At 61.7% G+C, this 26,957-nt stretch carries 23 protein-coding genes and 6 pseudogenes; 24 read left to right on the plus strand and 5 right to left on the minus strand.

The features are described from left to right. The first annotated feature begins 206 nt into the window (after positions 1-206). Positions 207-1,574 (plus strand): glutamate--tRNA ligase, encoded by a 1,368-nt coding sequence (gltX, locus tag QNJ43_RS16495; RefSeq protein WP_300471703.1) that lies wholly within the window; start codon positions 207-209, stop codon positions 1,572-1,574. Here the strand turns inward: gltX and QNJ43_RS16500 are convergent. Both QNJ43_RS16500 and QNJ43_RS16505 read right to left on the minus strand, forming a co-directional pair. Next, the gene (locus QNJ43_RS16500; RefSeq protein ID WP_300471886.1) at positions 1,537-2,118 is read right to left on the minus strand and encodes a DUF2865 domain-containing protein; all 582 of its coding nucleotides are present in this window, start codon (positions 2,116-2,118) and stop codon (positions 1,537-1,539) included. The genes gltX and QNJ43_RS16500 overlap by 38 nt on opposite strands. A 261-nt stretch (positions 2,119-2,379) precedes the next feature. Beyond that, complete coding sequence (locus tag QNJ43_RS16505) at positions 2,380-2,775, minus strand: hypothetical protein (RefSeq protein ID WP_300471704.1); 396 nt, start codon at positions 2,773-2,775, stop codon at positions 2,380-2,382. 520 nt (positions 2,776-3,295) lie between these two features. On the opposite strand from QNJ43_RS16505, the pseudogene QNJ43_RS16510 reads away from it, so the two are divergent. From QNJ43_RS16510 to QNJ43_RS16540, 7 genes and pseudogenes are all read left to right on the plus strand, one after another. Further along, positions 3,296-4,298, plus strand: a pseudogene (locus QNJ43_RS16510) (fumarylacetoacetate hydrolase family protein). A 303-nt stretch (positions 4,299-4,601) separates the two neighbouring features. After that, the gene (locus QNJ43_RS16515; RefSeq protein ID WP_300471705.1) at positions 4,602-5,558 is read left to right on the plus strand and encodes an MBL fold metallo-hydrolase; all 957 of its coding nucleotides are present in this window, start codon (positions 4,602-4,604) and stop codon (positions 5,556-5,558) included. 227 nt (positions 5,559-5,785) lie between these two features. Beyond that, a pseudogene (locus QNJ43_RS16520) lies at positions 5,786-7,414 on the plus strand (FAD-dependent oxidoreductase). 18 nt (positions 7,415-7,432) lie between these two features. Continuing rightward, a complete protein-coding gene (locus QNJ43_RS16525) occupies positions 7,433-7,624 on the plus strand; it encodes a DUF2783 domain-containing protein (RefSeq protein ID WP_300471887.1) in 192 nt (63 codons plus the stop codon). A 299-nt stretch (positions 7,625-7,923) separates the two neighbouring features. Continuing rightward, positions 7,924-8,277, plus strand: a complete 354-nt coding sequence (locus QNJ43_RS16530; protein ID WP_300471706.1) for a hypothetical protein — start codon at positions 7,924-7,926, stop codon at positions 8,275-8,277. Continuing rightward, positions 8,271-8,429: a hypothetical protein gene (locus tag QNJ43_RS16535; RefSeq protein ID WP_300471707.1), complete on the plus strand. Its 159-nt coding sequence runs from the start codon at positions 8,271-8,273 to the stop codon at positions 8,427-8,429. Before QNJ43_RS16530 ends, QNJ43_RS16535 begins: the two co-directional genes overlap by 7 nt. A 108-nt stretch (positions 8,430-8,537) precedes the next feature. After that, the gene (locus QNJ43_RS16540) at positions 8,538-9,029 is read left to right on the plus strand and encodes a CreA family protein (RefSeq protein ID WP_300471888.1); all 492 of its coding nucleotides are present in this window, start codon (positions 8,538-8,540) and stop codon (positions 9,027-9,029) included. Between the two features lie 19 nt (positions 9,030-9,048). Here the strand turns inward: QNJ43_RS16540 and QNJ43_RS16545 are convergent, their stop codons facing one another. Then, positions 9,049-9,204 carry a hypothetical protein gene (locus QNJ43_RS16545; protein WP_300471708.1) on the minus strand — a complete coding sequence of 52 codons (156 nt, stop codon included), beginning with the start codon at positions 9,202-9,204 and terminating at the stop codon, positions 9,049-9,051. Positions 9,205-9,652: 448 nt separating this feature from the next. On the opposite strand from QNJ43_RS16545, the gene cysS reads away from it, so the two are divergent. From cysS to QNJ43_RS16580, 7 genes and pseudogenes are all read left to right on the plus strand, one after another. Further along, entirely contained in the window at positions 9,653-11,074 is a 1,422-nt protein-coding gene (gene cysS / locus QNJ43_RS16550) for a cysteine--tRNA ligase (protein WP_300471709.1), read from the plus strand. Positions 11,075-11,278: 204 nt separating this feature from the next. Beyond that, on the plus strand, positions 11,279-11,797 hold the full coding sequence (locus QNJ43_RS16555) for a GFA family protein (RefSeq protein WP_300471710.1): 519 nt from the start codon (positions 11,279-11,281) through the stop codon (positions 11,795-11,797). Further along, positions 11,794-12,750 (plus strand): prolyl aminopeptidase, encoded by a 957-nt coding sequence (gene pip / locus QNJ43_RS16560; RefSeq protein ID WP_300471711.1) that lies wholly within the window; start codon positions 11,794-11,796, stop codon positions 12,748-12,750. The genes QNJ43_RS16555 and pip overlap by 4 nt, the downstream gene beginning before the upstream one ends. A 124-nt stretch (positions 12,751-12,874) precedes the next feature. Continuing rightward, positions 12,875-14,412: pseudogene (gene cimA, locus QNJ43_RS16565) on the plus strand (citramalate synthase). A 17-nt stretch (positions 14,413-14,429) separates the two neighbouring features. Beyond that, the gene (locus QNJ43_RS16570; RefSeq protein ID WP_300471712.1) at positions 14,430-14,642 is read left to right on the plus strand and encodes a hypothetical protein; all 213 of its coding nucleotides are present in this window, start codon (positions 14,430-14,432) and stop codon (positions 14,640-14,642) included. After that, a complete protein-coding gene (locus QNJ43_RS16575; RefSeq protein ID WP_300471713.1) occupies positions 14,615-14,965 on the plus strand; it encodes an EamA family transporter in 351 nt (116 codons plus the stop codon). The genes QNJ43_RS16570 and QNJ43_RS16575 overlap by 28 nt, the downstream gene beginning before the upstream one ends. Further along, a complete protein-coding gene (locus QNJ43_RS16580; protein WP_300471714.1) occupies positions 14,962-15,333 on the plus strand; it encodes a hypothetical protein in 372 nt (123 codons plus the stop codon). Before QNJ43_RS16575 ends, QNJ43_RS16580 begins: the two co-directional genes overlap by 4 nt. A gap of 219 nt (positions 15,334-15,552) precedes the next feature. Here QNJ43_RS16580 and QNJ43_RS16585 read toward each other — a convergent pair whose 3' ends face one another. After that, positions 15,553-16,155: a TIGR00730 family Rossman fold protein gene (locus QNJ43_RS16585; protein WP_300471889.1), complete on the minus strand. Its 603-nt coding sequence runs from the start codon at positions 16,153-16,155 to the stop codon at positions 15,553-15,555. A gap of 376 nt (positions 16,156-16,531) precedes the next feature. On the opposite strand from QNJ43_RS16585, the gene QNJ43_RS16590 reads away from it, so the two are divergent. From QNJ43_RS16590 to QNJ43_RS16615, 6 genes and pseudogenes are all read left to right on the plus strand, one after another. Then, positions 16,532-17,047, plus strand: a complete 516-nt coding sequence (locus tag QNJ43_RS16590) for a hypothetical protein (RefSeq protein ID WP_300471715.1) — start codon at positions 16,532-16,534, stop codon at positions 17,045-17,047. Between the two features lie 395 nt (positions 17,048-17,442). Continuing rightward, positions 17,443-18,576 (plus strand): annotated as a pseudogene (locus tag QNJ43_RS16595) (ABC transporter ATP-binding protein/permease); the annotation flags it as partial. Between the two features lie 363 nt (positions 18,577-18,939). Further along, a complete protein-coding gene (locus QNJ43_RS16600) occupies positions 18,940-19,641 on the plus strand; it encodes a phosphatidylserine decarboxylase (protein ID WP_300471716.1) in 702 nt (233 codons plus the stop codon). A gap of 4 nt (positions 19,642-19,645) precedes the next feature. After that, positions 19,646-20,566, plus strand: coding sequence for a phosphatidylcholine/phosphatidylserine synthase (locus tag QNJ43_RS16605; protein WP_300471717.1), 921 nt, complete (start codon positions 19,646-19,648; stop codon positions 20,564-20,566). A 603-nt stretch (positions 20,567-21,169) separates the two neighbouring features. Then, a pseudogene (gene puuE / locus QNJ43_RS16610) lies at positions 21,170-22,071 on the plus strand (allantoinase PuuE); the annotation flags it as partial. Positions 22,072-22,529: 458 nt separating this feature from the next. Beyond that, positions 22,530-23,669 (plus strand): annotated as a pseudogene (locus QNJ43_RS16615) (TRAP transporter substrate-binding protein). 118 nt (positions 23,670-23,787) lie between these two features. On the opposite strand, the gene QNJ43_RS16620 reads toward QNJ43_RS16615, so the two are convergent. Then, complete coding sequence (locus tag QNJ43_RS16620; protein WP_300471718.1) at positions 23,788-24,000, minus strand: hypothetical protein; 213 nt, start codon at positions 23,998-24,000, stop codon at positions 23,788-23,790. Positions 24,001-24,030: 30 nt separating this feature from the next. Here QNJ43_RS16620 and QNJ43_RS16625 point away from each other — a divergent pair, with 30 nt between their 5' ends. The 3 genes from QNJ43_RS16625 (at position 24,031) to QNJ43_RS16635 (ending at position 26,814) form a co-directional block, all read left to right on the plus strand. Continuing rightward, positions 24,031-24,240 (plus strand): TRAP transporter small permease subunit, encoded by a 210-nt coding sequence (locus QNJ43_RS16625; RefSeq protein ID WP_300471719.1) that lies wholly within the window; start codon positions 24,031-24,033, stop codon positions 24,238-24,240. 133 nt (positions 24,241-24,373) lie between these two features. Further along, positions 24,374-25,792 carry a TRAP transporter large permease gene (locus QNJ43_RS16630; RefSeq protein ID WP_300471720.1) on the plus strand — a complete coding sequence of 473 codons (1,419 nt, stop codon included), beginning with the start codon at positions 24,374-24,376 and terminating at the stop codon, positions 25,790-25,792. Positions 25,793-26,013: 221 nt separating this feature from the next. Continuing rightward, positions 26,014-26,814, plus strand: a complete 801-nt coding sequence (locus QNJ43_RS16635) for an ABC transporter ATP-binding protein (protein WP_300471721.1) — start codon at positions 26,014-26,016, stop codon at positions 26,812-26,814. The last annotated feature ends 143 nt before the right edge of the window (positions 26,815-26,957 follow it).

The raw sequence follows: 26,957 nt of genomic DNA on the forward strand, positions 1-26,957 counted from the left end.
AACGTCATCCTGAGGAGGCCGAAGGCCGTCTCGAAGGATGGGCCGCTTGCTCCGCAATCGGTCTTCGCGCTCCGATGCAAGTAATCCACTTCCCGGCGTTGGCGCGGGCGGCAATCCAGAGTAGAAGCTCAACCCAAATACGACATCCCCCGCGCCGCCGTGCCGTGGTGACGGGGATCTGCAAACAAAGGCAACCAGCGAAAAACATGACTGCAACCGTCCGTTTCGCCCCTTCGCCCACGGGTATGATCCATATCGGCAACGCGCGCACTGCGCTGTTCAACGCGCTGTTTGCCCGGCAACGGGGCGGATCCTTCGTGCTGCGGTTGGATGACACGGATGTTGCACGCTCCCGCGAGGAATATGCCGAAGCGATCATTCGCGATCTCGAATGGCTCGGCATCACGCCCGATCGCATCGAACGCCAATCAAAGTGCTTTGCGCTCTACGATGCCGCAGCCGAGAAGCTGAAGGCCGCAGGCCTGCTCTATCCTTGTTACGAGACGCCGGACGAACTCGAACGACGGCGCAAGCGTCGCCGTGCGCGCGGGCTGCCGCCGGCCTATGACCGCGCCGCGCTCAAACTGTCCGACGAGGAGCGCGCCGCCCTGGAAGCGGAAGGCCGCAAGCCCCATTGGCGTTTTCTGCTGCCGAACTACGAGACGGACCCGTTCGAGACGCGCCGGTCCGAAATCACCTGGCCCGATCTGTGTCGGGGAGACCAGAGCGTCGATCTCACCTCGCTGTCCGACCCGGTCCTGCTGCGCGAGGACGGCACCTACCTCTACACGTTGCCCTCCATCGTCGATGACATCGACTTTGGCATGACCCATGTCATTCGCGGCGAGGAGCATGTCGCCAACACCGCCGTGCAGATCGCGATCTTCCATGCGCTGAACGCGACGCCGCCGATCTTCGGCCATCACAACCTGCTGACGACGGCAAGCGGGGAGGGGCTGTCGAAGCGCTCCGGCGCACTGTCCATCACCGCGCTGCGCGAGGTTGGCTACGAACCGATGTCGGTCGCGAGCCTTGCCGTGCTGATCGGCACATCGGATGCGGTGGAGCCGATGGTCGATCTCGATGCGTTGACGGAGCACTTCGATCTCTCCCACGTCTCGCGCGCACCGGCCCGGTTCGACCCGTCGGATCTCTCAAACCTGAATGCCCGGCTTCTGCATCACCTTCCGGTGGAAAGCGTGGCCGACCGTCTGGTGACGATGGGGGTTGCGTCCGACAAGGTCAGCGAATTCTGGGAAGCGGTTTCGGGAAACCTGGAGAAGCTGGCCGATGCGGTCGGTTGGTGGCGGATCATTTCGGGTCAGATGCAGCCGGTCATCGCGGAGGAAGACCGCGAGTTTCTGAGCAAGGCGGCCGGGCTGTTACCCGAGGAGCCCTGGGACGGCGAAACCTGGAAGACCTGGACGAATGCCGTGAAGACGGCCACCGGGCGCAGGGGCAAAGGGCTTTTCATGCCTCTCCGAAAGGCTCTGACCGGGCGCGAGCATGGCCCCGAACTGGCGCGTCTGCTGCCCCTTATTGGGCGACAAAATACTTTGGACCGACTCGCCTGACACGGGTCGGCACGGACGCAGTCTTGGCTGTTTCGCCCTTTTGGGAAGTCTCTGCTGCGGCCGTCTTCGGCGGTGCGGCTTCCGCAGGCTTCGGAACATAGGCCCCGCGCCGGTTCAGGACCGTGTCCGGATCTTCATCGGCGGGCAACTTGGCGAGCGGCCGGGTCTCGGTGACGAGATCCCCGTTGTGATCGGCGCGATAGCCGTCCCACGGGTCGTTTGAATCCCAGGGTTCATTCGTGTCCCACGGCTCGTCGGGATTCCACACCCTTTCCGAATTCCAGTCGTCCTCGGTCCACTCGGAAGCCGGGTCGGAACCGCTGGCATTGAGCGCGGTGCCTCGTTCCGTGCTCGTCAGCGGCGTGATGTCCCCATTGTACCGGTTGCCGAGCCCCGCCACGGACATGTTCGACGACTTGCAGGAACACTCCGCATCCGTGCCCGGACACATGGCGTGACACTGGTCGGCATCCTGCAAGAACTGGTTTTCCGTCGTGGAAAACGAGATCGGGAAATAGAACCCGTCGCAGCGCCTGACGCACAGCGTTCGATAGGTGCGCCGCCGTAATTGTTCCGGTCCTCATAGGGCGTGTAGTAGTCGCGTTCGCCGCGATTGCGCTCTCCTCCGCCGAACAACATTCCGAACAGTCCGCTCTCGTGCTGTGCTTGCGGCGGGCGATTGTCGATGACGCCGTTGCGGTTGGGGCTTGCGAGTCTCCAGGCGCCGGAATCCCGGCCGTTGGTATTCGCGGCTTGCGGATAGCGGGAATCGGGCTCGCGCGATCCTGCTCGATAATCTGGAGCATTACAGCGCAGGGCGGAAAGCTGCTCGCGCACCTTGGCCATGCGCTGGGCGGTCTTGCTCGTGCCGGAGCGCTGCATGGAGATTGCGCGACAGCCGCGCCATGCGGGCGTGCATGTCTGCGATATCGTGGTCGATCCCGGCGCATACGCGCGGATCGGGCGAGGAGAACAGAAACCCGCCGCCGCAATGGGCCCGCCGGGCACGCTGATCCAGCATGTCGAGCCGGTCGGCCGCCTCTTGCAGCGCCCTGTCCCATTGGTGCACTTTCTTCCCGCCGCACCGGTCGTCGGTAATGCTGGAAAGCCGCGCCAGTTCGTCCTCAAGCGCATAGCAGCGCCCGTCGCGCGCCTGCGCATCGCCGGTTACCCCGGCAGCCAGAAGGACGGCGAGGCTCAAGACGGCAGACAGTGATCCGGATCCAAGACGCATACGCTTCCACCGGCCGTTTTGTCGCCGGGGTCCCGAAAATGGTGAGACGAACAATGCGGGTAATCTAGCGGACGTTGAGGTAGGGGGAAACCGGGCGCTGCGGGGGAGATGCGGAGCGCCTGCAGCGCGGCTTGTTGCGCTGGATTCCGGATCGGCGTTCGGCTTTGCCTCACTTGTCCGGAATGAGGGAGGGGGCTGAGTTGTAAGCAAACGCTAACACCGGGTACTGCTCGCACATCATTCGGGGGGTGGTTACAACTCTCCCCTTGCTCGTCATTCCGGACAGTCTGCAGCGAAGCTGCATGGCCAGATCCGGAATCCAGTACAACAAGCTGCACCTCCGCTGCTCCGCTTCCTCTTCTCCTCCGCCGAGGCCCATTGACGCTGCGTGCAACCGGAGGCGAGACGGTCGCATTTTCACCGTCTAGACTCACCCATCCTTGACCGCTTTGGGAAGAGCGTGCCGATATCTGGTGAGGAGAAATACATGAAGCTCGCGACGTTGCGCGACGGCACTCGTGACGGACAGTTGGTCGTCGTCTCCCGCGATCTCACCCGTTACACCCCGGCCGGAGCGGTCGCCGGAACCATGCAGCAGGCGCTCGACAACTGGAGCAAGGCCGAGCCCGATCTGCGGGATCTGTCAACGCGGCTCGACATCGGCCAGATCCCCGGCAAACCCTTCGACGAGACGCTGTGCCTGTCGCCGTTGCCGCGCGCCTACCAGTGGGCGGACGGATCTGCCTACGTCAATCACGTGGAGCTGGTGCGCAAGGCGCGCGGGGTGGAGATGCCGGTAAGCTTCTGGAACAACTCACTGATGTATCAGGGCGGCTTGGACGCGTTCCTGGCGCTGCGAAGCGCGATCCGGATGGCGGACGATGCCTGGGGAACCGATTTCGAGGCCGAGATCGCCGTCGTCACCGACGATGTGCCGATGGGCATCACGCCGGAATCCACCGCTCATCACATCAAGCTCCTGATGTTGGTCAACGACGTCTCGCTGCGCAATCTGATCCCCGGCGAGCTTGCCAAGGGCTTCGGCTTTTTCCAGGCAAAGCCCTCCTCGGCTTTTGGCCCTGTCGCGGTGACGCCGGACGAACTGGGCGAGGCATGGACCGGCGGCACCATCGCGCTGCCCATGCTGGTGGAGTACAACGGCAAGCTCTTCGGCAAGGCGCGTTGCGATGTCGACATGACCTTCGATCTGACGTGGCTCGTCTCGCATGCCGCGCTGACCCGGCCGCCATCGTCGGATCGGGCACGATCTCCAACAAGCTCAACGGCGGGCCCGGCAAGCCGATCGGCGAGGGCGGTGTCGGTTATGCTTGCATCGCCGATGCAGCGCATGGTGGAGACGATCACGCAAGGCGCGGCCAGACCCCCCCTTCATGAGCTTCGACGATCGCGTGCGCATCGAGATGAAGGACGACGAGGGGCTGTCAGTCTTCGGTGCGATCGATCAGGTCGTGGAGCAGTATGTGGGGTAAAGGGTGGGGGTATTTCGTTATCTTCCGGGCGTTGCATGCCCGGGGGCACGATTGACCCGTTCGCTCGGAACCTGTCATTCCCGCGAAGGCGGGAATCCAGCATCACAGAGACGCCTCGGCGGTGCTGGAATGCCTGATCCTGTGGGTACTGGATCCCCGCCTTCGCGGGGATGACAATCATTCGGTTTCGGTGCAACACGGGCATTTCGACGAGACCGTCCGCCGCGCGCGATCGTTGACGGTTACAAATTAACGGTCGATCAGAAGCGTGAAACGCGCATTTGGCCACTTGGGGAGTAAGCCATGAGCAAACAATTCGCATCCGCCGGTGACATGGAAGAAAAGGAGATTTCGTTTTTCGAGATCGGTCCCGGTTGCTATGCCTTCACCGCGCAGGGCGATCTGAACACAGGGATCATCGTCGGCGACGAGAGCGTCATGGTGATCGACACCCAGGCGACGCCCGCCATGGCGGAAAAGGTGATCGAGTACATCCGCACCGTCACCGACAAGCTGATCAAGCACGTGGTGCTGTCGCATTATCACGCCGTGCGCGTGCTGGGCGCGTCTGCTTACGGGGCGAGCGAGATCATTTCCTCCGATCTCACCTACCGCATGATCGTGGAACGCGGCCAGCAGGAATGGGACAGCGAGCAGGGATGTTTCCCGCTCCTTTTCCAGGGGGCCGACACCGTCCCCGGCCTGGCCTGGCCGACCCTCACTTTCGGCTCCTCCATGACCGTGTGGCTGGGCAAGCGCGAAGTGAAGATCACGCATCTGGGCCGCGGGCACACGATGGGCGATATCGTCGTCTGGGTGCCGGATGCGGGCGTGATGTTCTCCGGCGATCTGGTGGAATACCATTCCGCCTGCTACTGCGGTGACGCGCATTTCGCCGACTGGTCGGAGACGCTGGGCCGGGTCGCCGCCTTCGAGCCCAAGGCCGTGGTGCCGGGGCGCGGCGATGCGCTGACCTCGCCGAAGATGGTTGCCGACGGCATCGCGCTGACGCGGGATTTCCTGACGACGCTCTATACCTCCGTTGCGCAGTCGGTTGAGGAAGGCCGCTCGCTGGAGGAGGCGTTCGACGCTGCACGCGAGGCGATGGATCCGAAATTCGGCAGCTTCGCCATTCACGAGCATTGCCTGCCCTTCAACGTGGCGCGCGCCTATGATGAGGTTAAGGGCCTCGACCATCCGCAGATCTGGACGGCGGAACGTGACCGCGAGATGTGGGCAGCGCTTCAGGACGCCGAGTAGGGAGTTCAGTGCGGAGGCCGATCCTTCGCGACGGCCTCCGCAAGAAGGCAGCGCCACGCATCACGCATCAAGCCGTTGGGAGGCGGCGCGTGATCCAGCGCAAAGTTGGGAGGGTGCCGTAGCGGTATAACCGGGGCGGTGCGATATCTTGGGAGTAGAGTATGGCAGCAACCGAGGCCGGAGGCCGGGCTGCGCCCGTCAACGCGTCCGCAAATGCGGGCCCCGGTATGGGAACCGGGTCACGCAAGGCGTTCTATCAGTTCGGCTACGCCCGCGCGGCGGATCAGGATGCCTTCGCAGCAACCGGAAAACCGCCCCGTCATCCGATCGTGGTAGTCGGCGCCGGACCGGTGGGCATGACGGTTGCCATCGATCTGGCCATGCGCGGCAATGAGGTGGTGATCCTCGACGATGCCGACCGCATCGGCGAGGGCTCGCGCGCCATCTGCTTTTTCCAGCGCACGCTGGAAATCTGGGATCGCCTCGGCGTCGGCAAGCCGATGGTCGACAAGGGCATCACCTGGCAGGTCGGCAAGGACTTTCTGCGTGACGATCTCGTCTATCAGTTCGACCTGCTGCCCGAAGACGGCCACAAGATGCCCGCCTTCATCAACCTGCAGCAATATTACGCCGAGCTTTATCTGGTCGAACGTATCGTTGAATTGCCTCGGATCGATCTGCGCTGGCGCAACAAGGTCTCAGCGATCGACAGCCACGCCGACGGCGTCCGCCTGACAATCGAGACGCCGGATGGTCCTTACGAGATCGAAGCCGATTGGTTGATTGCCTGCGATGGCGCGAAATCGCCGTTGCGCGCCATGATGGACCTGGAATTCAAGGGTGAGGTTTTCGACGACCGCTTCCTGATCGCGGACGTGAAGATGACCGCGGATTTTCCGGTCGAGCGCTGGTTCTGGTTCGATCCGCCTTTCCATGCCGGACAATCGGCGCTGCTCCAAAAGCAGCCCGATGACATCTGGCGTATTGACCTGCAACTCGGGCCGGAGGCTGATCCGGAGACCGAGCAGAAGCTGGAAAACGTCGTTCCGCGCATCGAATGGATGCTGGGTCATTCCAATTTCGAGCTGAAATGGGTGTCGCTCTATTCCTTCCAGTGCCGCCGGATCGATCGATTCGTCCATGACCGCGTGGTCTTTTGCGGCGACAGCGCCCACGAGATCTCGCCGTTCGGTGCGCGCGGCGCCAATTCCGGCGTGCAGGATGCGGAAAACCTCGCCTGGAAGCTCGATTTTATCCTCAAGGGCGAGGCGGATACGTCGCTGATGGCGACGTATGACGCCGAGCGCTCGGATGCGGCGGACGAGAATATCGGCCATTCTACCCGCTCCACCGACTTCATCGCCCCGAAAACGGAGATGGAACGTACGCTGCGCAACGCCGTGCTGCATCTGGCCGCGCGCACGGAATTTGCCCGCGCGATGGTGAATTCCGGCCGTCTGTCGCAGTCCGTGACCTACGCAACCGATTTCTCAACGCCCGATACGGAGGCCTTTTCCGGCTCCGCGAAGCTCGGCGCGCCGGTGCCCGATGCGACACTCAGAACCGCCGAGGGCAGGGAAACGTAGCTGCACGATGAACTGGGCGCGGGCTTCACCGTGCTCCACGTGGCCAATGGCAGCGTACCCAACGCGGTGGAGGGGGCGGACCTTCGTATCGTGGGCGGGGAGATTATCGACGAGACGGGCCAGTTCCACCGCCGCTTCGATGCAACGCCCGGCGCGACCCATGTGGTCCGGCCCGATCAACACCTTGCCGCCCGGTTCCGTCATTTCGAGGCGCGCAAGGTCGCTGAGGCGATCGCTCGCGCCAAGGGTCGACCTGTTGCGTCCGCATAAGAAGGAAAAAGCGCCATGATGGATCTCATCACCACGAGCCAGTTGGCCGCGCCCGATGCGGCCTACAACATGATCGTCGATGCCCATCGCGGTCTCGATGAAAAGGACAGCGCGGTCCTCAACGCGCGGCTGGTGTTTCTGCTTGCCAATCACATCGGCGAATTGAGCGTGCTGGAACAGGCGATCGCGCTGGCGAAAGAGGAACTTTGAGGTCGGGCGGTAGGCTTGGAGCACGCGGTCCATCCTTCGAGATGCGGTCTGTGACCGCTCCTCAGGATGACGTTGTGCGTGTTGACGGTGTCTTCGAGGTCAATACAACGATAACGTCATCCTGAGGAGGCCCGTAAGGGTCGTCTCGAAGGATGAGCATCCGCCCAGATATTTCCTTTTCTCGTTGAAACCACCCCGTTTGCTTGGCACATCATGTGTCATGACCAGACGCATCACCGGCTCTCATCGCGCTTGTCGGCCTCGGCCTTGCAGCGGCGATCGTCGCGTTCATTGGGTTCGTGATGTTGCCGCGGCTTTTGCCGGACGGCGGGTTGCCGTTCGATCTCTATCGCGGGTCGATGACCTTCGATCAGGTGCGCGACCTGATGATGGTGCTCGGCGAGGACGGGCGCCGGCTTTATCGTTTCGTGATGGTGCCGCTCGACATGGTGCTGGTCGTCGCCTATGGTGCGGGCGTCGGTTGCGGATCTTATGGTTGCGCGGTATCCCGGACAACCGGGCGCACCACCGCTCTCCCTATGACAATCGTCGCCGGCAGCCCGCGGGCCAACGCATCCGCTCCGCCGTCGGGTTCATTTTCCTCGTCGCGCCCTTTCTCGCCGTCGCCTTCGATGCCTGGGAGAACGTGCTGATTTTCCGCATGCTGGGGCAGGGGGAGGGTGTTTCCATCCGCCTGATGGAGGAGTTCAACCGCACCTCGGGCTACAAATGGGCCTTTTTGGCGCTGACCGGCGTTGTGTTCTGCTTCTTGATGCTCGGCTTTGCTTTGCGGCGCGGACGGTAAACGTCGCAAGGTCTGGCAAGTCCGCATCTGCTACACTACGTGGGCGGAGAATTTGTCAGTGAGAGGAAAGACAATGTGCAAGGGTATTCGCGCGATGCTTGCCGCGACATGGCCGCGATGGCGGTGGTGACGGTGAACGCACCGGCCGGGGCCGCGGACGAGCCGGAACTGATCTTCAAGCGCTCGACCGTCTGGAAGTTTCTGACTCCCGATCACAAGCTCGCCACCTATGCGGTCGACGACCCGTTGATCGACGGCGTCGCCTGTCATTTCGCCGTTCCGGAAAAGGGTGGGATTCCCGGCTGGCTCGGCGTGGCGGAGGAAGTCTCCGACATTTCGCTCGCCTGTCGGCAGGTGGGGCCGATTTCCTTCAAGGGCGAGTTCGAGCAGGGCGAGGAGATGTTCCGTCAGCGCCGTTCGCTGTTCTTCAAGAAGATGCGGATCGTGCGTGGTTGCGACGCCAAGCGCAACGTGCTGGTCTACGTGATCTATTCGGACAAGCTGGTGGAGGGATCGCCGAAGAATTCCACCTCCACCGTGCCGATCATGCCTTGGGGCGACCAAACACCCGCCAAATGCGGCGACTACCTCAAGGACTGACGGTGCGCGTCCCCTCCGCTTAACGGTCCACGCCGAAGGACCAGGGCGACAGATCGTGGAAGGCCGTGGGATCCCTGTTGCCCGCAACTGCCACGAGAGCTGCGACGGGCGCGGCAAGCATCAGCCCGATGATGATACCGGCGAGGATGGCCTTCACCTTCTCGGGGGTGGTCATTTCGCCGCGGCCGAACCGCGTGTAGGGGCGATATTCGGGATGCGGGCGGAGCCGGGCCTTCAGGCGCGGCCGTATTTTGGGGCGCGGAAGGGCCGGAGCATCTACACCGCTCGCTTTTCCTCTCATCCCGCCCAGGAATATGATTTTCGACATCTTCGGTACTCGCAACTGTTTCCGAACGTATCGACAATGGCCGTATTGGTCTGAATGTGTCTTTGGAACGCCGTTCAGCGCCCGTTCATCGCTATTTCATCGCAATCGTTCAACTTGACCCCTGCACCGATGTGCCTTACACCGCTAAAGCGTGAATACGGTCATCATCATTCGCATTAGCGACGAGATTATTTGCGGCTAGCGAAATCGCTGGCTGTGGCCGTTTCCTCCTGCCCGAAATTGCATGACGAACGCCCCGGCTAGCGCCTCGCTGGCAACGTGGGACGGGGTGCCTATGGATCTTGTTATTTACAATACGCTCACGCGCGTTAAGGAAGCCTTCACGCCGATCGATCCCGTGAACGTGCGCATGTATGTCTGTGGCCCGACCGTCTACGACTATGCGCATATCGGCAACGCGCGACCGGTGGTCGTCTTCGACCTTCTGTTCCGCCTGCTGCGCCATTTCTACGGGGCTGATTACGTCACCTATGCGCGCAACATCACCGACGTCGATGACAAGATCAACGCGCGTGCGGAGGTGGAGAAGCGCACCATCCGCGAAGTGACGGAAACAACCGCCTCCCAGTATCACTCCGACATGGCCGCGCTGAGCGCGTTGCTGCCGACAATGGAGCCGCGCGCCACCGAGCACATCAACGACATGAAGGCGATGATCGAGAACCTCGTCGCCAAGGGCTTCGCCTATGTGGCGGAAGGCCATGTGCTGTTCGAGGTCGGCAAGATGCCGGGCTACGGCAAGCTTTCCGGTCGTTCGCTGGAGGACATGGTGGCCGGTGCCCGCGTGGAAGTGGCGCCCTACAAGCGCGATGCGATGGATTTCGTGCTGTGGAAGCCGTCGAAGCCCGGCGAGCCGTCCTGGCCGAGCCCCTGCGGGATTGTGGAAGACGGACGTCCCGGCTGGCATATCGAATGCTCCGCCATGGCGGGCAAGCACCTGGGCGAGGTCTTTGACATCCATGGCGGCGGCATCGATCTGACCTTTCCGCACCACGAGAACGAGATCGCCCAGTCCTGCTGTGCCCACGGTACGCAGAAAATGGCGAACTATTGGCTCCACAACGGCTTCCTGCAGGTCGAGGGCGAGAAGGTGTCGAAGTCTCTCGGCAACTTCATCACCGTCCACGAGCTTCTGGAGAGCGATAAGGTGGGCGGGCGCACCTGGCCGGGGGCTGCGGTGCGGCTGACGCTGATGTCGGCCCATTACCGCCAGCCGCTCGACTTCACGCAGAAGGGGCTGGAAGAGTCTGAAAAGCTTATCGAGCGCTGGGCGAAGCTGATCGACGGTGTCGAGACATCGAGCGATGCTGAGCCGCCGGTCGAGGTGGTGGAGGCCCTGTGCGAGGATCTCAACACCCCGCGTGCGATTGCGGCCTTGCACGGCTTTGCGCGTGCGGCGCGTTCCGGCGATATCGGTGCGGTACAAAAGCTCGCCGATGCGGCCGCCTTCCTCGGGCTGATGCCGGAGAGCTGGCAGGACGTGGAAGCGCAGACGGCAGAAGCCGCCACGGCCGATCCGGAACTTGCCGTGCGCGTGGAAGGTTTGATCGCGGATCGCCTTGCGGCGCGTGCGGCCAAGAACTGGACCGAATCCGACCGCATCCGCGACGAACTCGCCGCCGAGGGCATCGTGCTGAAGGACGGCAAGAACCCGGAAACGGGCGAGATGGAAACGACGTGGGAGTTGAAGAGGTAGGACGGGAACGCGGAATGCTTGGCCGATCCTTCGAGACGCCGTCTTGTGACGACTCCTCAGGATGACGTTGTGCATGTTGCTCGTTCTTTCGAAAACAACCGCACGATAACGTCATCCTGAGCAGGGCCGACGGCCCGTCTCGAAGGATGGGCTGCATATGTGGGCCTTGGAGAGGCTGCAGACATTGGAAGGGGAGTGGACGACATGGCGATGAGTGAGAATTCCCGTCGTACCGGTGGGTGCCAGTGCGGCGCCGTCTGGTTTGCCGTCGCCGGTCCGCTTGGACAGGCCTCGATCTGCCATTGCCGCATGTGTCAGAAGGCGCTCGGCAATTTCTTTGCGCCCTTCGTCTCCGTAGCCGACGATCAACTGACCTGGACGCGCGGGCAACCTCGCCATTTCCAGTCCTCCAACGATATGCGCCGCGGCTTTTGCGAAAACTGTGGCACGCCGCTGACCTACGAGGTATCCGAAGGCGTCGCGATCGCCATCGGCACCTTCGACGACCCGAAAACCATCGTGCCGACCATCCAGTTCGGGATGGAGTCAAAGCTGCCTTATGTGGATCGGCTGCATTGTCTGCCCGGCATGACGACGGAAGAAGATCCGGATATTGCCAACATCATCGATAACCTGGTGTCCTATCAGCACCCGGATCACGACACGCGCGACTGGCCGCCCGCCACCGAAGGTTGGGGCCAGGCCGCAAAGGAGACGAAATGAGCGAGCTCGCCACCCTCTACCCGCCGATCGAGCCCTATGAGACGGGCTATCTCGATGTCGGCGACGGCCATGAGATCTATTGGGAGCGTTGCGGCACCAAGGGCGCCAAGCCGGTGGTGTTTCTGCACGGCGGACCGGGCGGCGGGTTCTCTCCTGTCCATCGTCGCCAGTTCAATCCCGAGGCCTACGACATCCTGCTGTTCGATCAGCGCGGCTGCGGCCATTCTCGCCCGCATGCGGAACTGGAGGCCAACACCACCTGGCATTTGGTCGCCGATATCGAGCGGTTGCGCGAAATGGTGGGCGTGGAGAAGTGGCAGGTCTTCGGCGGCTCCTGGGGCTCCGCGCTGGCGCTCGCCTATGCCGAGACCCATCCTGAACACGTGAGCGAGCTGATCCTGCGCGGGATCTTCACCCTGCGCCGCTTCGAGCTGGAATGGTACTACCAGTCGGGCGCCTCCATGCTCCATCCCGACAAGTGGGAGCGGTTCCAGGCGCCTATCCCCGAGGATGAGCGCGACGACATGATGGCTGCCTATCGCCGCCGTCTGGTCGGCGACAACGAGGAGGTCAAGCTTGAGGTCGCCAAGGCTTGGGCGATCTGGGAAGGCGAGACCCTGACGCTCGCGCCCGATCCCGGCACTTTCGAGAAGTTCAAGGACGGCCACTTCGCGCTCGCCTTTGCGCGCATCGAGAACTACTATTTCGTCCACGGGGGCTGGATGAATGAAGGCCAGCTTCTGCGCGATGCCTACAAGCTGAAGGGCATTCCTGGCGTCATCGTGCAGGGCCGCTACGACATGGCCACCCCGGCGCGCACCGCCTGGGACCTGCACAAGGCCTGGCCCGACGCCGAATTCCACCTCATCGAGGATGCCGGTCACGCCTATTCCGAACCCGGCAACCTGGATCAATTGATCCGTGCTACCGACCGATTTGCCCAACGATCCTGAAATGAACGAAAGACAACAAAGGCTAACCCCCATGTTCGGAAACGCTGACGCTGTGGAGATGCCCGCCAGGGAACAACTCTATCTCTTCGATACCACCTTGCGTGACGGTGCCTAGACCAACGGCATCGACTTCTCGCTGGAGGACAATATTGCGATTGCGGGCATGCTGGACAAGATCGGTATCGATTACGTGGAGGGCGGCTATCCCGGTGCCAATCCGACCGATACCGCCTTCTTCGAGAAAAAGCGCACGCAGAAGGCGGCCTTTACCGCCTTCGGCATGACCAAGTGGGCCGGGCTTGCGGTGGACAACGATCCCGGCCTGCAAGGCCTCTTGTCGGCGCAGTCCGATGCGATCTGCTTCGTCGCCAAAATCTGGGATTTCCATGTAACGGTGGTGCTCGGCACCACCAACGAGGAAAACCTCGACGGCATCCGTCAGTCGGTCGCCGCCGCGGTGGCTTCCGGCAAGGAGGCGATGGTCGATTGCGAGCACTTTTTCGACGGCTACAAGGCCAATCCCGACTATGCGCTGGCCTGCGCCAAGGCCGCCTATGATGCGCGCGCGCTGAGTGGTGTTGTGCGACACCAATGGCGGCACGCTGCCCGACGAGATCGAGGCCATCGTCACCGACGTGATGAGCGTCGTGCTGGGCGATCATCTGGGCATCCACGCCCATAACGACACCGAGCGGGCGGTCGCCAATTCTCTGGCCGCCGTCAAGATGGGCGTGCGCCAGATCCAGGGCACGCTCAACGGCGTGGGCGAGCGCTGCGGCAATGCCAATCTCATCACCCTGATCCCGACCCTGATGTTCAAGAAGGATTATGCGGATCGCTTTGAAGTAGGGGTGAGCAAGGAGGCGTTGGCGAAGCTAACGCAGTTCTCCCGTTCCTTCGACGAGTTGCTCAATCGCGCGCCCGACCGGCATGCGCCCTATGTCGGTGCGGCGGCGTTTGCCACCAAGGCGGGCATCCACGCTTCCGCCATCCTGAAGGACCCGAAGACCTATGAGCATGTCTCTCCGGATCTCGTCGGCAACCGGCGGTACGTTCTGGTCTCCGATCAGGTGGGCAAGTCGAACCTTGTTAGCCAGCTCAAGATGCTGGGCATCGAGGCCGATCCTTCCGACCGGCGGCTCGACGGCCTGCTGCGCGAGGTGAAGGAACGGGAAGCGCTGGGCTATGCCTATGAGGCGGCGGATGCGTTCTTCTCGCTGCTCGCCACGCGGCTCCTCGGCAAGGTACCGAAGTTCTTCGACGTCAAAAGCTTCCGCGTCATGGTGGAGAGGCGTTACAACGCAGTCGACGAACTCGTCACCATCTTCGAGGCGGTGGTGAAGATCGTCATCGACGGCGAAGAGCACATGTCGGTGGCGGAAGGCAACGGCCCCGTCAACGCGCTCGACATCGCGCTGCGCAAGGATCTCGGCAAATACCAGAGCGAGATCGAGAACCTCGTGCTGATGGACTTCAAGGTCCGTATCCTCAAATGGCGGCACGGAGGCCATCACGCGTGTTCTGATCGAGAGCATGGATGAGGGCACGGGCGAGAGGTGGTTTACCGTCGGCGTCTCTCCCAATATCGTCGATGCCTCGTTCCAGGCCCTTACCGATTCCATTACCTACCGTTTGATGAAGGGGAGCGCGCCGGCCGCCTGATCGACGCCTCGTTTCACATGGAAAGAAAACCGCTTGCCCCGCGTCCCGCAGACGCGGAAACCACCGCCTATGTCAGCGCGGTCAGGGCCTATGGTCTGTGGGGATTTCTGCCGCTCTACTTCATGCTGGTGAGCGCCGTGCCCTCCATCCAGCTGGTCGCCCAGCGTATCGTTTGGTCGGTGGTGATCGTCGGGCGGCTTTCATGTTCGTGCGCCGCATGGACATGGTGAGGGGCGTCTTGCGCGACCGGCGCATCGTGATCCGCCTCACCATGAGCGCCACGATCCTGGCCGCGAACTGGCTGATCTTCATCTACGCCATCGATGCGTCGCGGGTGCTGGAGGTTTCCTTCGGCTATTTCATCAACCCGCTCGTCTCCGTGGTGCTGGGAACGGTGCTCCTCGGCGAAACTCTGAGTCGGGGACAGCGTCTCGCCGTCGGCATCGCACTGGTCGCCATTGCCATCCTGGCCTGGGGGTTCGGCAACTTCCCGTGGGTGTCGCTGGCGCTCGCCTTCACCTTCGGGACTACGGTTTCCTGCGCAAGACGGTGATCGTAGGCGCCGCGACCGGCCTGCTGGTGGAGGCCGCCGTGCTGCTGCCGGTGGCTGTGGCCTATCTCGGCTGGTGCGGGTTGAACGGTACGCTGGAGCTCGGCGACAATTTCGAGATGACGGTCCTCATTGCAGCGTTCGGCGTGGTGACGGCGGTGCCGCTGATCCTGTTTGCGCTGGGGGGTCAGGGATTGCCGCTTTCCACGATCGGCATCCTGCAATATCTCGCCCCGTCGCTGCACTTTGCGCTGGCGATCTTCGTCTTCAACGAGCCGCTGGATCCGATGCGGCTGGTGAGTTTCGCTCTGATCTGGGCATCGCTGATCGTGTTCACCCGAGACCTGCTCCGCCGCCGCGCGCATGCTTGAGTAGTGGGAAGGGAGGGGGATTTGCGAGTGTGTGGCGTGTGTGCGTGCACTTTACAATTGCTGCGTAATGTGCGTTTGCCGATGTGAACAATCCACGCACGACTGTCATCCCCGCCTGCGCGGGGATGACAGTCTCGGGTAGGGCGTGCCCTTTTCTCCTCACAATCAAGAGGGTTGGCCGACTGTTGGAAGGGCTTGTTTCTTCCTTCCCCCACACGCTCAAAGCTGCGAGATGGACACGGCATCCTTGGCATACGCATCGCGCTTGCCGTTGGCGATGTTCTGCTGGTGGGGGGCGATATCGGCGGCCTCGTCGACCACGTGATAGGTCACGTCGAGGTCCTCACGGATGAAGCCGTCTTTCGCCATATGCTCGAGAAATTGGTGCAAAGGTTTCCAGAGCCCCTTGATATTGGACAGAAGAACCGGCTTGTGATGCCACCCGAGCTGCGCCCAAGTCATCATCTCGACGGTTTCCTCAAGCGTGCCGATGCCGTCGGGCAGCGCCACGAAGGCATCCGCCTTCTCGAACATCAGCCGCTTGCGCTGGTGCATGTCGTCTATGACGATGAGTTTGCACTCGGTCTCCAGCATTTCCTCGCGGTCTTTCAGGAACTGCGGGATGATCCCGGTCACTTTGCCGCCATTGTCGAGGACCGAACGCGCGACGATGCCCATCAGCCCGACGGAGCCGCCGCCATAGACGAGGCGAATGCCGGCCTGAGCCACCGCGCGGCCGAGTTCTACGGCTGCTTCTCGATAGGCCGGGTCGTTGCCCGGACCATATCCGCAATAGACGCAAATGCTTCGAATGTCTGTTATACCGCCAAATTGGCACCCCCTGCGACATCCGGTCAAGCGGCCTTGCATGGCTCCGCATTCATCCGGACGGAGCCGGCGGCTGGAAAGCGATCGGCGCGGCTGAGGCTCCGTAGGAGAGGGGGCAATCGGCGCGCCATGGCGAAGGTCGTTGAGAGAATCACCGTGCGAATCGACCGCAAAGGCATGTGCGGGTGCGACCAAAAGGGACGCAGAGGGAAGCACTTGCGGCGGTTTGCTTGCCGTGGACGGCAAAGGCGTATAACCATGCGAGGAATTTGCGGATGGGGCTGTTCCTGAGACCGGCGCTACCCGGCGGCGGGGCCCGGATGCGGGTGTTTGAGAACGGTTCTCCAGGCTGAAGGAGCGCGAAGGTTCGATGTTCAAGGTATCGCTCGTAGGGCTCGCCGGTGTCGTTGTCGCGATCGGTCTCGCCATCTTTGGCTATCAGGCCGGGTATTTCGACAGCTTCCGGCAGACGCAGAGCCCGGCAACGGGATCGATCGCCGAGGCCCCGGCCGATGCCGGAACGCCTTCGGACAAGGCCGCGCCGACGGATGCCGCAAACCGCGAACAGGCCGCAGAAAAGGCGGGCGAAAGCGCCGCTCAGTTCGGCGGCGAGACGACGGCTGAAAAGACGGCTACCAGTGCGCAGAAAAAGCGGGAGGTTGTACCGGCCTTCGATGTGGTGCGTGTCGAGCGCTCGGGCGATGCGGTTGTTGCCGGTCTTGCCGAGGGCAATGCCACGGTGGCGCTTGTCGCGAACGGCAAGGTCATCGCCAAGACGAAGGCGAACGGTGCGGGTGAATGGGCAATCGTTCTCGACGATCCGTTGAAAGCCCGGCGACTACGACATTGCCATCTTTGCCGAGAAGGAGGGCGAAGCGCCCTTTGAATCGACGCAGCGCGTGACTGTTTCCATTCCCACCGATAAGGACGACAGCGACGTGCTCGTCGTCATGAACGCCGAGGGCGAGCCCAGCACCATCCTGCAAAAGTCGGGCGAGCAGGTCGCACCTCAGGTCGTTATCTTCAACGAAGCTGCCGATGGGGGCAAGGCCGAGGCGCAGCCTGAAGCCGCTGTATCGGAGGCAGGGCGAACAGGCAGCCGACGCGGCCGAGACGGCAGACACCTCGGAAACGCTGGAAGCCGCAGCGGAGACCAAAACCGCAGCCCTGTCGGACAACGAGCCGGAAGATGAGGCCTCATCAAACGAGGCAACGTCGGACAAGGCCGAAGAGACGGCGTCCACGTCCCGCAGTGTCGCGGCGACCGACGAGCCTGCGGGTGAGGGCGCGGCGATCCAGATCTGGACGTCGCTTGCCTGGCTGAACCTCGGCCAGACGGTGATTTTCACCCTGGGCATGGGTGCCTGCATGGCGATGTCGTCGCGCGCGGTGATGAACGGCACGCAGACGGTCGGCGATTTTGTCATGATCAATGCGCTGCTGATGCAGCTCTCCATCCCGCTCAACATGATCGGCTTTATCTACCGCGAAGTGCGTCAGGGACTGATCGACATCGCCGACATGTTCGACCTGCTGGCGGTGGATGCGGAGATCGTCGACCGGCCGGACGCGGCCCCTCTGGTGGTCGAGGGCGGCACGATCCGCTTCGACGACGTGCGCTTTTCGTATGATACGGAACGCGCAATTCTGAAGGGCGTCTCCTTCGAGGTGCCGAGCGGCAACACGGTGGCGATCGTCGGGCCGTCGGGGGTGGGCAAGTCGACCATCTCGTGGCTGATCTTCCGTTTCTACGACGTCACCTCCGGCGCAATCAGCATCGACGGACAGGATCTGCGCGAGGTTCAGCAGGAAAGCGTGCGGGCGAAGATCGGCATGGTTCCGCAGGATACGGTGCTGTTCAACGACACCATCCGCTACAACATCCGCTACGGCCGCCCTTCCGCCATTGACGAGGAGGTGGAGGAGGCCGCCCGCATGGCGCAGATCGCCGATTTCATCGAAACCCTGCCGCAGGGCTTCAATACGGAGGTGGGCGAGCGCGGATTGAAGCTGTCGGGCGGTGAGAAGCAGCGCGTGGCAATCGCGCACACACTCCTGAAGGCCCCGCCGATCCTGATCCTCGACGAGGCGACCTCCGTGCTCGAAACCCAGACTGAGCGGGAGATCCAGTCGGCACTCGACGTGGTGTCGAAGAACCGCACCACGCTGATGATCGCGCACCGTCTGTCGACGGTGGTGGGCGCGGACATGATTCTGGTTCTGGAAGCAGGCCGAATCGTGGAGCGCGGCACCCATGCCGAGCTTCTGAAGCAGAACGGCCTCTATGCCTCCATGTGGGCCCGCCAGCGCGAGGTGACGGAAGTAGAGGAACGCCTGCGCGCCATGCAGGATGCCGACGACGATTACATCGTGCGCCGTGGCCCGACTGCGGAAGAGGTAGTGGAGGTCGAGTAGGGGAGGATGGGAAGAGAAAGCGGAGGTGCTTCGCATCGCTTGTTGCGCTGGATTCCGGGTTTGGTCATGCGGCTTCGCCGCAGACCCGCCCGGAATGAGGGCGTTTGGGGTTGGACTTGTAAGCAGACGCCAAAACCGCATGCTGCTCGTCCTTCGTTTGCGTGTGGTTACACCTCTCCACTTGCTCCTCATTCCGGCCAAGTGAGGTAAAGCCGAGCGCTGATCCGGAATCCAGCGTAACAAGAGCGCGCGAATGCGCGCTCCATATCCCCTCCCCATTGATCCCCCTTGTCACATGGTGCATTGATTGCGTCGCATAGCTTCGGCATGATCTTGCCGAGCGAGAGGTTCTATGAAAGCCCCATGTCCCTGATCGACACCATCAAGCGTACGGCCGTCCCGATCCACCGGGAGGGCTGGCACTTCATCGCCATCGCGGCGGCGATTACCGTCGTCGTCGGATGGTTCGTGCCAATTATCTTCTGGATCGGTCTCATCCTGACCGGCTGGGTAATCTATTTCTTCCGCGATCCACGACGGGTGACCCCCTTGGGTGCCGGACTGGTGATCGCACCGGCCGATGGCACCGTGTGCATGATCGGACCGGCCACGCCGCCGGAAGAGCTGGGCCTCGGCAACGAACCGATGGTGCGTATCTGCACCTTCATGAATGTCTTCAATTGTCACGTGAATCGTGCGCCGCTCTCCGGCCCTGTCACCAAGATTGCCTATCGGGCGGGCAAGTTCCTGAACGCGGAACTGGAAAAGGTCTCCGACGACAATGAACGCAACGATCTGGTGATCGACGCTGCCGAAGGGCGCATTGCCGTGGTGCAGATCGCGGGCCTGGTGGCGCGCCGCATCGTGTGTTTCATGCGCGAGGGCGAGAGCGTGCAGGCGGGCGAGCGCTTCGGCCTCATCCGTTTCGGCTCGCGGCTTGACGTCTACCTGCCCGCCGGAACCGCGCCGAAGGTCGCCATCGGTCAGACCATGGTGGCCGGCGAGACCGTTCTGGCGGATTTGACCGCGCCCAAAGGCAACGCACCGCTGACGCGGGTAAGTTAGGGTCATGAGTACACCTTTCGCCCCCTTCGAGCCGGGCCCCAGCGAGCGTTCCAAGCGCTCCGGCGGCCGGATCCGCCGTTTCCAGCGCGTGCCGCTGAAGATGATCCTGCCCAATCTGGTGACGTTGCTGGCTCTGTGTTCGGGGCTGACCGCCATCCGAATGGCGTTGGAGACGCGGTGGGACTGGGCGATCGGGGCGATCGTTCTGGCTGCGGTGCTCGATGCGATCGACGGTCGGGTGGCGCGGTTCCTGCGCTCCACCTCGCGTTTCGGGGCGGAATTCGACAGCCTCGCCGATTTCGTCAATTTCGGCGTCGCGCCCGCGATCATTCTCTATACGTGGGTGTTGAACGAGCTGCATTCCTTCGGCTGGATCACCGTGCTCGTCTTCGCCATTTCGGCCGCACTCCGGCTTGCCCGTTTCAACGTTGCGCTGGATGAGCCCGACAAGCCCGCCTGGCAGGCAAACTATTTCACCGGCACGCCCGCGCCTGCGGGGGCGCTGTCGGTGCTGCTGCCGGTCTATCTGCACCAGCTCGGTCTGCTGGATCGTTGGGTGGAAGTTGCGCCCTTCGTTGTCGCCTACACCTTCCTGATCGCCTTCTTCATGGTCTCGCGCCTGCCGACCTTTTCCGGCAAGCGGGTGGCGATGCGGGTGCGCAAGGATCTGGTCCTGGCGATTTTCGTGGCAGCCGTGCTGCTGGTCGCGCTCGCCGTGAGCTATCCCTTCGAAATGCTGACCTTGGCGACGATCGCCTACCTGATCTCCATTCCGATCGCCGGTCGGGCATGGTGTCGGCACGTGAAAGAAGACGCGGCGAAGGCCGAAGGCCGATCCCAGACGTCCGCACAGTCCTCTGGCGCCGAACAGCCGGAGCTCGATAAAGAGGACGAGGACGCGGAATATGGATCCGGGCCCCTGTGAGGGGCTGGTTCACATGCCGTCGTCGTCCTCAGGCTTCCTCGCGATATCCCAGAGCGTGCACGAGGTCGCTCAGATTGGCATCGGGGAATGCCTGCCGCAGCATCGCAAGCGCTTCCGCCGCTGACGCGTGTGGTGTGTTTTGCAGCATTTGCCGCATTGCCTGCAATCGACTGTGCAATGGAGTCTGTCCCCCCTGTCGTGAAATGATCCGGGCCCCTCATGCCCGGTTCCGCCGCACCATGGTCGACCAGGGTAAGCGAGGGTTTCATCGTCGCCATCACTGTCTCCTTGCCTTCTCGTTTGTCCGTATCTGATGCAGTTCCCGGCCTATTTGTCGGGCAAAAACTCGCATCGGGCCTCAAAGTTTCGACCTCAGAACGGAATAGGCGACACCCTTGCTAGTTTCGGGCCAGTTTCGGATCTGTTTTACTGCTTAGTGAGAAAAAGATGACTTGATGACAACTGGAAACTGATTCTCGCGGATGTAAAGGCGCTGCGGGAGGAAATGCGAAAAAGGTTTCGACTGTTGAAAAATCCGGCTGTTTGAGCTTCTCTGCGAACATGAAGTATAGGTAATAACGACAATATACGGAGCTTCCTTCCATGACTGACTATCCGCGTGACATGATCGGCTACGGGCGCAACGCGCCGGACCGGCGCTGGCCGGACAAGGCACGCATCGCCGTCCAGTTCGTGATCAATTACGAAGAGGGCGGCGAGAACAATATCCTGCACGGGGATGCGGCATCAGAGGCCTTTCTGTCGGAGATCGTCGGCGCTGTGTCTTGTCCCGGCAAGCGCCACATGAACATGGAATCGATCTACGAGTACGGTTCCCGGGCCGACTTCTGGCGGCTGTGGCGCATGTTCACCGGGGTCAACGTGCCCGTCACCGTCTACGGTGTGGCCACCGCCTTGCAGCGCAACCCGGAAGCGGTTGCCGCGATGAAGGAAGCGGGCTGGGAAATCGCTTCCCACGGGCTCAAGTGGGTCTAGTTCAAGGATATGCCGATCGAGGAGGAGCGCGTGGCGATTGCCGAGGCCGTGCGCATCTACACGGAAGTGACCGGCGAGCGCCCGCTCGGCTTCTACCAGGGCCGCAGTTCGGAAAAAACCATTCTGCTGGCGATGGAGGAGGATGGTTTCGTCTATCTCTCAGATACTTATGCCGACGATCTGCCCTACTGGATGGAAGGCCTCGGCGGGCAGCATCTGATCATTCCCTATACGCTCGATGCCAACGACATGCGCTTTGCCACCGCTCAGGGCTTCAACTGTGGCGACCAGTTCTTCACCTATCTCAAGGACAGCTTCGACACCCTCTATGTCGAAGATGTCGCCGGTCAGGCCAAGATGATGAATGTTGGCCTGCATTGCCGTCTCGTCGGTCGTCCGGGACGCGCCGCAGCCCTCGCCTGGTTCATCGATTACGTGAAGGGGCATGACAAGGTCTGGCTGCCCGCCGTATCGACATTGCTTGCCACTGGCACGAGCATCACAAGCCGGCCTGAAGGTCCTCTCGAGATCCGGCCGACGCCTGCTGAACGGAGCCGGCGTCGGCCCGTGCCTACATTCGCGGTAATTGGTTATTCGTTTTTCTCTCCTTCGTAAAACGACGAGGGCTCACTACGGCAAGCGCCGGTTGGTCGGGGCACCGGGTTGGGAGATGCTGGCAACCTGTTGAAAACGTAGCGAGAGATATGCCTGCTTCGCGATTTCGGACTTGAGCAGGTCATTCGAAATTTTCCCGCAGTGATAGGTTCCTTCTACAACCGCTTTCCCAAACGACCGATAAGTGAAAAAATTTCAGTGAATTGTTTGAATAGAGAACTTTTACTTAAATTATTTATTTTATACTTGAATTAAGGAGGGATTTGCAGAAAATTCGCCGCATTGCAGCCGGATCCTTTACGGACTCGGTTGGGGAGAGCTCCGTCACAGGCGGAAAAATTCGAGGAAAAATATGTTAAATAATCTTGCGATTGCAGGGTGTCTTGCCGTCAGCGCACTTGCTCTGACCGGAACTGCGCAGGCGCAGGAAGTGACCCTGAAGATCCATCATTTCCTGTCTCCGCAATCCTCGGTTCCGAAATACTTCATCGGGTCCTGGGCGGAGAAGGTGGAAAAGGATTCGGACGGTCGCATCGCTATCCAGATCTTCCCCACGATGCAGCTCGGCGGCAAGCCGCCTTCGCTCTACGATCAGGCCAAGGATGGCGTGGTTGACACCATCTGGACGCTGACCGGCTACACGCCGGGTCGCTTCCCCAAGTCCTAAGCCTTCGAGTTTCCCTTCATAGCGGGCAAGGGCTCGGCGACCTCGGAAGCTGCCTGGGACTACTACGAGAAGGGCCTTCAGGACGAATTCAAGGACGTGAAGGTGATCGCTGCGTTTACCCACGGCCCCGGCCTCGTCCATGCCAACAAGCCGGTCGAAAAGCTTGAGGACATGAAGGGCCTGAAGCTGCGCGGTCCCACCCGCATGACCAACAAGCTTCTGGAGAAGCTGGGCGCGATCCCGGTCGGCATGCCTGTGCCCGCGGTGCCGGAAGCCCTGTCCAAGCATGCTATCGACGGTGCGGTGGTGCCCTGGGAGGTCTCCGTTCCGCTGTGCATCCCCGAACTCGTCCATCACCACACCGGTTTCTCCGGCTCGCGCGGCCTCTACACGTTCTTCATGGTCTTTGCCATGAACAAGGCCAAGTACGACAGCCTGCCGAATGACCTGAAGAAGGTGATCGACGACAATTCCGGTCGTGAAGCCTCGCGTCTTGCCGGCCTTGCGATGGACAAGGGCGACGAGGCCGGTCCTCCTGCCCTGGCGAAGATCGGCGACAAGCAGACCATTCTCGATGAAGCCGAGACCCAGCGCTGGAAGGATATGCCGCCAAGGAGATCGAGGCCGCCTGGATCGAGGAAATGGACGGCAAGGGCTTCGACGGAGCCAAGCTGGTCGAGGATGCCAAGGCCGCGATCGACGCCTATGTCGACGACGAGCAGCCTGCCTACCAGTACTGATCCGCTTTCTTCGAAAGCCGGAGCCGGCCGCGCATGCCGTGGCCGGCTCACTTCAATCACAAGAAAACTTCATCGAAGCGCATAGATGCCACAGGGGCGCCGCCGCGTTTGGAACGTCACAAGCCTTGTGCAACCGGGCAATGCGCGGGTCCAATCTGGGCTCCGTCGCATATGCGGCTACGCGATACGGCTTGAATCTTCCATCAATTCGGGGGGATAGGGATGGTCAGCCAGGCTAAGGGGCTCGCGCCCCGGCTCGAACGGCGCGTCGGCCATGTCATCGACTTCATCACCCGCTGGCTGGCGCTCGCCGGCGGTGCTGCACTCGTCGCGATCACCGCGGTCACCTGTATCAGCGTCTTCGGTCGCGAGCTTGCCAGCGTCGCGGTGGCGCCGTTCGACGTTTTCGATCCCATTCCGGGCGACTTCGAATTCGTGGAGGCCGGGTGCGCCCCTTCGCGATCTTCTACTTCCTGCCATGGTGTCAGATGCAGCGCGGCCATGTCACGGTGGACATCTTCGTCCAGCCACTCGGTCCCCGCGTCAATGCCGGCTTGTCCCTGGCCGGCAACATCCTGCTGACCGCTTGTGCCGCTCTCATCGCCGTAAAGCTCGGGGAGGGGCTCATGGACAAGCGCGCCTATTCCGAGAGATAACCTTCATCCTGCAGATGCCGGTCTGGTGGGGCTATGCGGTGTCGCTTGTGGGTGCGTGGGTGTTCACGCTCACGGCCGTCTACACCGTGTGGCGCAATCTCAACGAGATGTTGGGCTAGGGGGAGAGCGCGTAATGGGCAACATGGAACTCGCCGGTCTCAGCTTTGTCGTGTTGCTGGGGCTCATCTTCCTGCACATTCCGATCGGGCTTTCCATGCTCGCCGTGGGTATCGGCGGCACCGTGATAGTCACGGGAAGCTGGGTGCCGATCCTGGCGCAGATGAAATCGCTCACCTACGAGACCTTCTCCAGCTACTCGCTGTCCATCGTGCCGCTGTTCCTGCTGATGGGCCAGTTCGCGACCAGAAGCGGCATGTCGCGCGGTCTGTTCCGCGCCGCCGCCGCCATGATCGGCCACAAGCGCGGCGGTATCACGATGGCGTCAGTGGTCGGATGTGCAGGCTTCGGCACGATCTGCGGTTCCTCGCTGGCGACCGCGGCCACCATGGCCCAGGTGGCGGTGCCTGAAATGCGCCGCTACGGCTACAACGGTGCGCTTTCGACCGCCTGCCTTGCCGCGGGCGGTACGCTCGGCATTCTGATCCCGCCCTCTTTCGTGCTGGTGATCTATGCGATCCTGGCCGAACAGAACATCGCCAAGCTTTTCGCCGCGGCTTTCATTCCGGGCATTCTGGCGGCGGTGGGCTATGTCATCACCATCTCGCTGTTCATGCGGTTGGACCCTTCCGCTGCGCAGTTTGCCGAAAAAGCGAGCCCGCGCGAACGTCTGGAGGCCATGATTGAAGTGTGGTCGGTGGTGCTTATCTTCCTTTTGGTGGTCGGCGGCATCTATGCCGGCTGGTTCACGCCGACCGAAGGTGCGGCGGTTGGTACCGCCGGTACCGGACTGGTGGCTCTGTTCCGTCGTCAACTCGGCTGGAAGGTGCTTGGCGAGTGCATCCTGGCCACCGCCGTTTCCTCCGGCATGATCTTCTTCATCGTGTTCGGTGCCGGCGTGTTCAACTCCTTCCTGGCCTTCACCCAGATGTCGCAGACGATGGCTGCCTGGGTCGGCGGTGCCGGGTTCAACCCCTGGTTGGTGCTGGCAGGCATCCTGCTGACCTATCTGGTCTTCGGCTGCGTGATGGATTCGGTGTCGATGATCCTGCTGACCGTGCCGATCTTCTTCCCGATCATCATGACCCTCGATTTCGGGTTGACGCCGGAAGAGACCGCCATCTGGTTCGGCGTTCTGGTCCTGATTGTGGTTGAGGTCGGATTGATAACGCCACCGGTGGGGATGAACCTGTTCATCACCAATTCGATGGCGCCGGACGTCTCACTCACCCAGACCTACAAGGGCGTCATCTTCTTCGTCCTGTTTGATTTGATCCGCGTGGCGATTCTCGCGGCGTTCCCCGCAATCATACTCGCGGTGCTGTGGTTGTGGAGATTGGGAAACAATGTTCAGGCTCGGTTAGAGCGGAACAGAACACCGTACAACAGACGCCTGCCGGGGTTCTTCCGGCAGGCGTTTCTGTTTGAACGATGATATTTCATGTTAATCACTTCCCCGGAAGTCGTAACGGCAAGTTACATTCAGTCGGATATTCTTCATCAAATGGGCGTAATATACGAGCATTGGGAGAATGCGCATGCATAGCGCGGGTGCGTTTGTTTCCGGATTCGGTTTCAAAAGATCAGCTTGCGGCAAGTGTTTGATGATTGGTTTGAAATGAGGCAGGATCACCCGCATATGCGGCGGAGAGTGAAGTGAGCAGAAGTCAGGCGACCCACGACGATTATCTCGGGGACGGATCGGTTCGACAGCGCAGATCGCGCGGGTCGTTCTTGCGTCGTGTCACCAGTACCCTGATCGACGTTCGCAGCAACAAGAGCGCGCAACCGGCTGAACCGTTGCGCCACCTGCGCTTCAACAACGTGTCCAAGTTCTACGATACCAAGAAAGGGCAGCGTTGCGTTCTCGACCATATTTCGCTGGATTTCCCGCGCGGCCGTAACATCGCGATTCTCGGCAAGAACGGCGCCGGAAATTCGACACTCGTGCGTCTGATCGTCGGGTCGGAAGCCCCGACATCCGGACGTATCTTGCGGAAATCTCGGATTTCCTGGCCGTTGGGGCTGGGCGTCGGTGTCCATTCCGAGCTCAGTGCGTTGGAAAACAGCCGGTTCGTTGCCCGCATCTACAATGCCGATCCGCGCGAGGTCATCGATCTGGTCGAGGAGTTCGCGGATATCGGCGCCTATTTCCATATGCCGGTGCGCACGTTGTCATCCGGCATGCGTGCCCGCGTGAATTTCGGCCTGAGCCTCGCAATCCAGTTCGACTGCTATCTGATCGACGAATTGACTGCCGTGGGTGACCGCAAGTTTCAGGAAAAGTGCCGCGAGGCTTTCAGTGAACGCCTGTCGAATGCTGACGTAATCATGGTTTCTCACCAGACGAACACCGTTAAGTCCTACTGCGATATGGCAGCTATCCTCAAAGACGGTAAGATCCGCTTCTATGATTCGCTGGAGCAAGCGAGAGAGATCTATCAGGGGCTTGCGTGATGCTGGACATTCCCAAGGCTGCCAGCCGCCTTCGGCAGATGGCGAGGGGCGGAATGAGTGCTGTGTCCCGCCAGGTAGGCCACGTTCCGCAACAACATCCCGCAGAAACTCCCGATCCGACGATCGTGCGTTTGCCGGAAGGC

The sequence above is a fragment of the Breoghania sp. genome, from assembly GCF_030066895.1.
In the GTDB taxonomy this organism is placed as follows: domain Bacteria; phylum Pseudomonadota; class Alphaproteobacteria; order Rhizobiales; family Stappiaceae; genus Breoghania.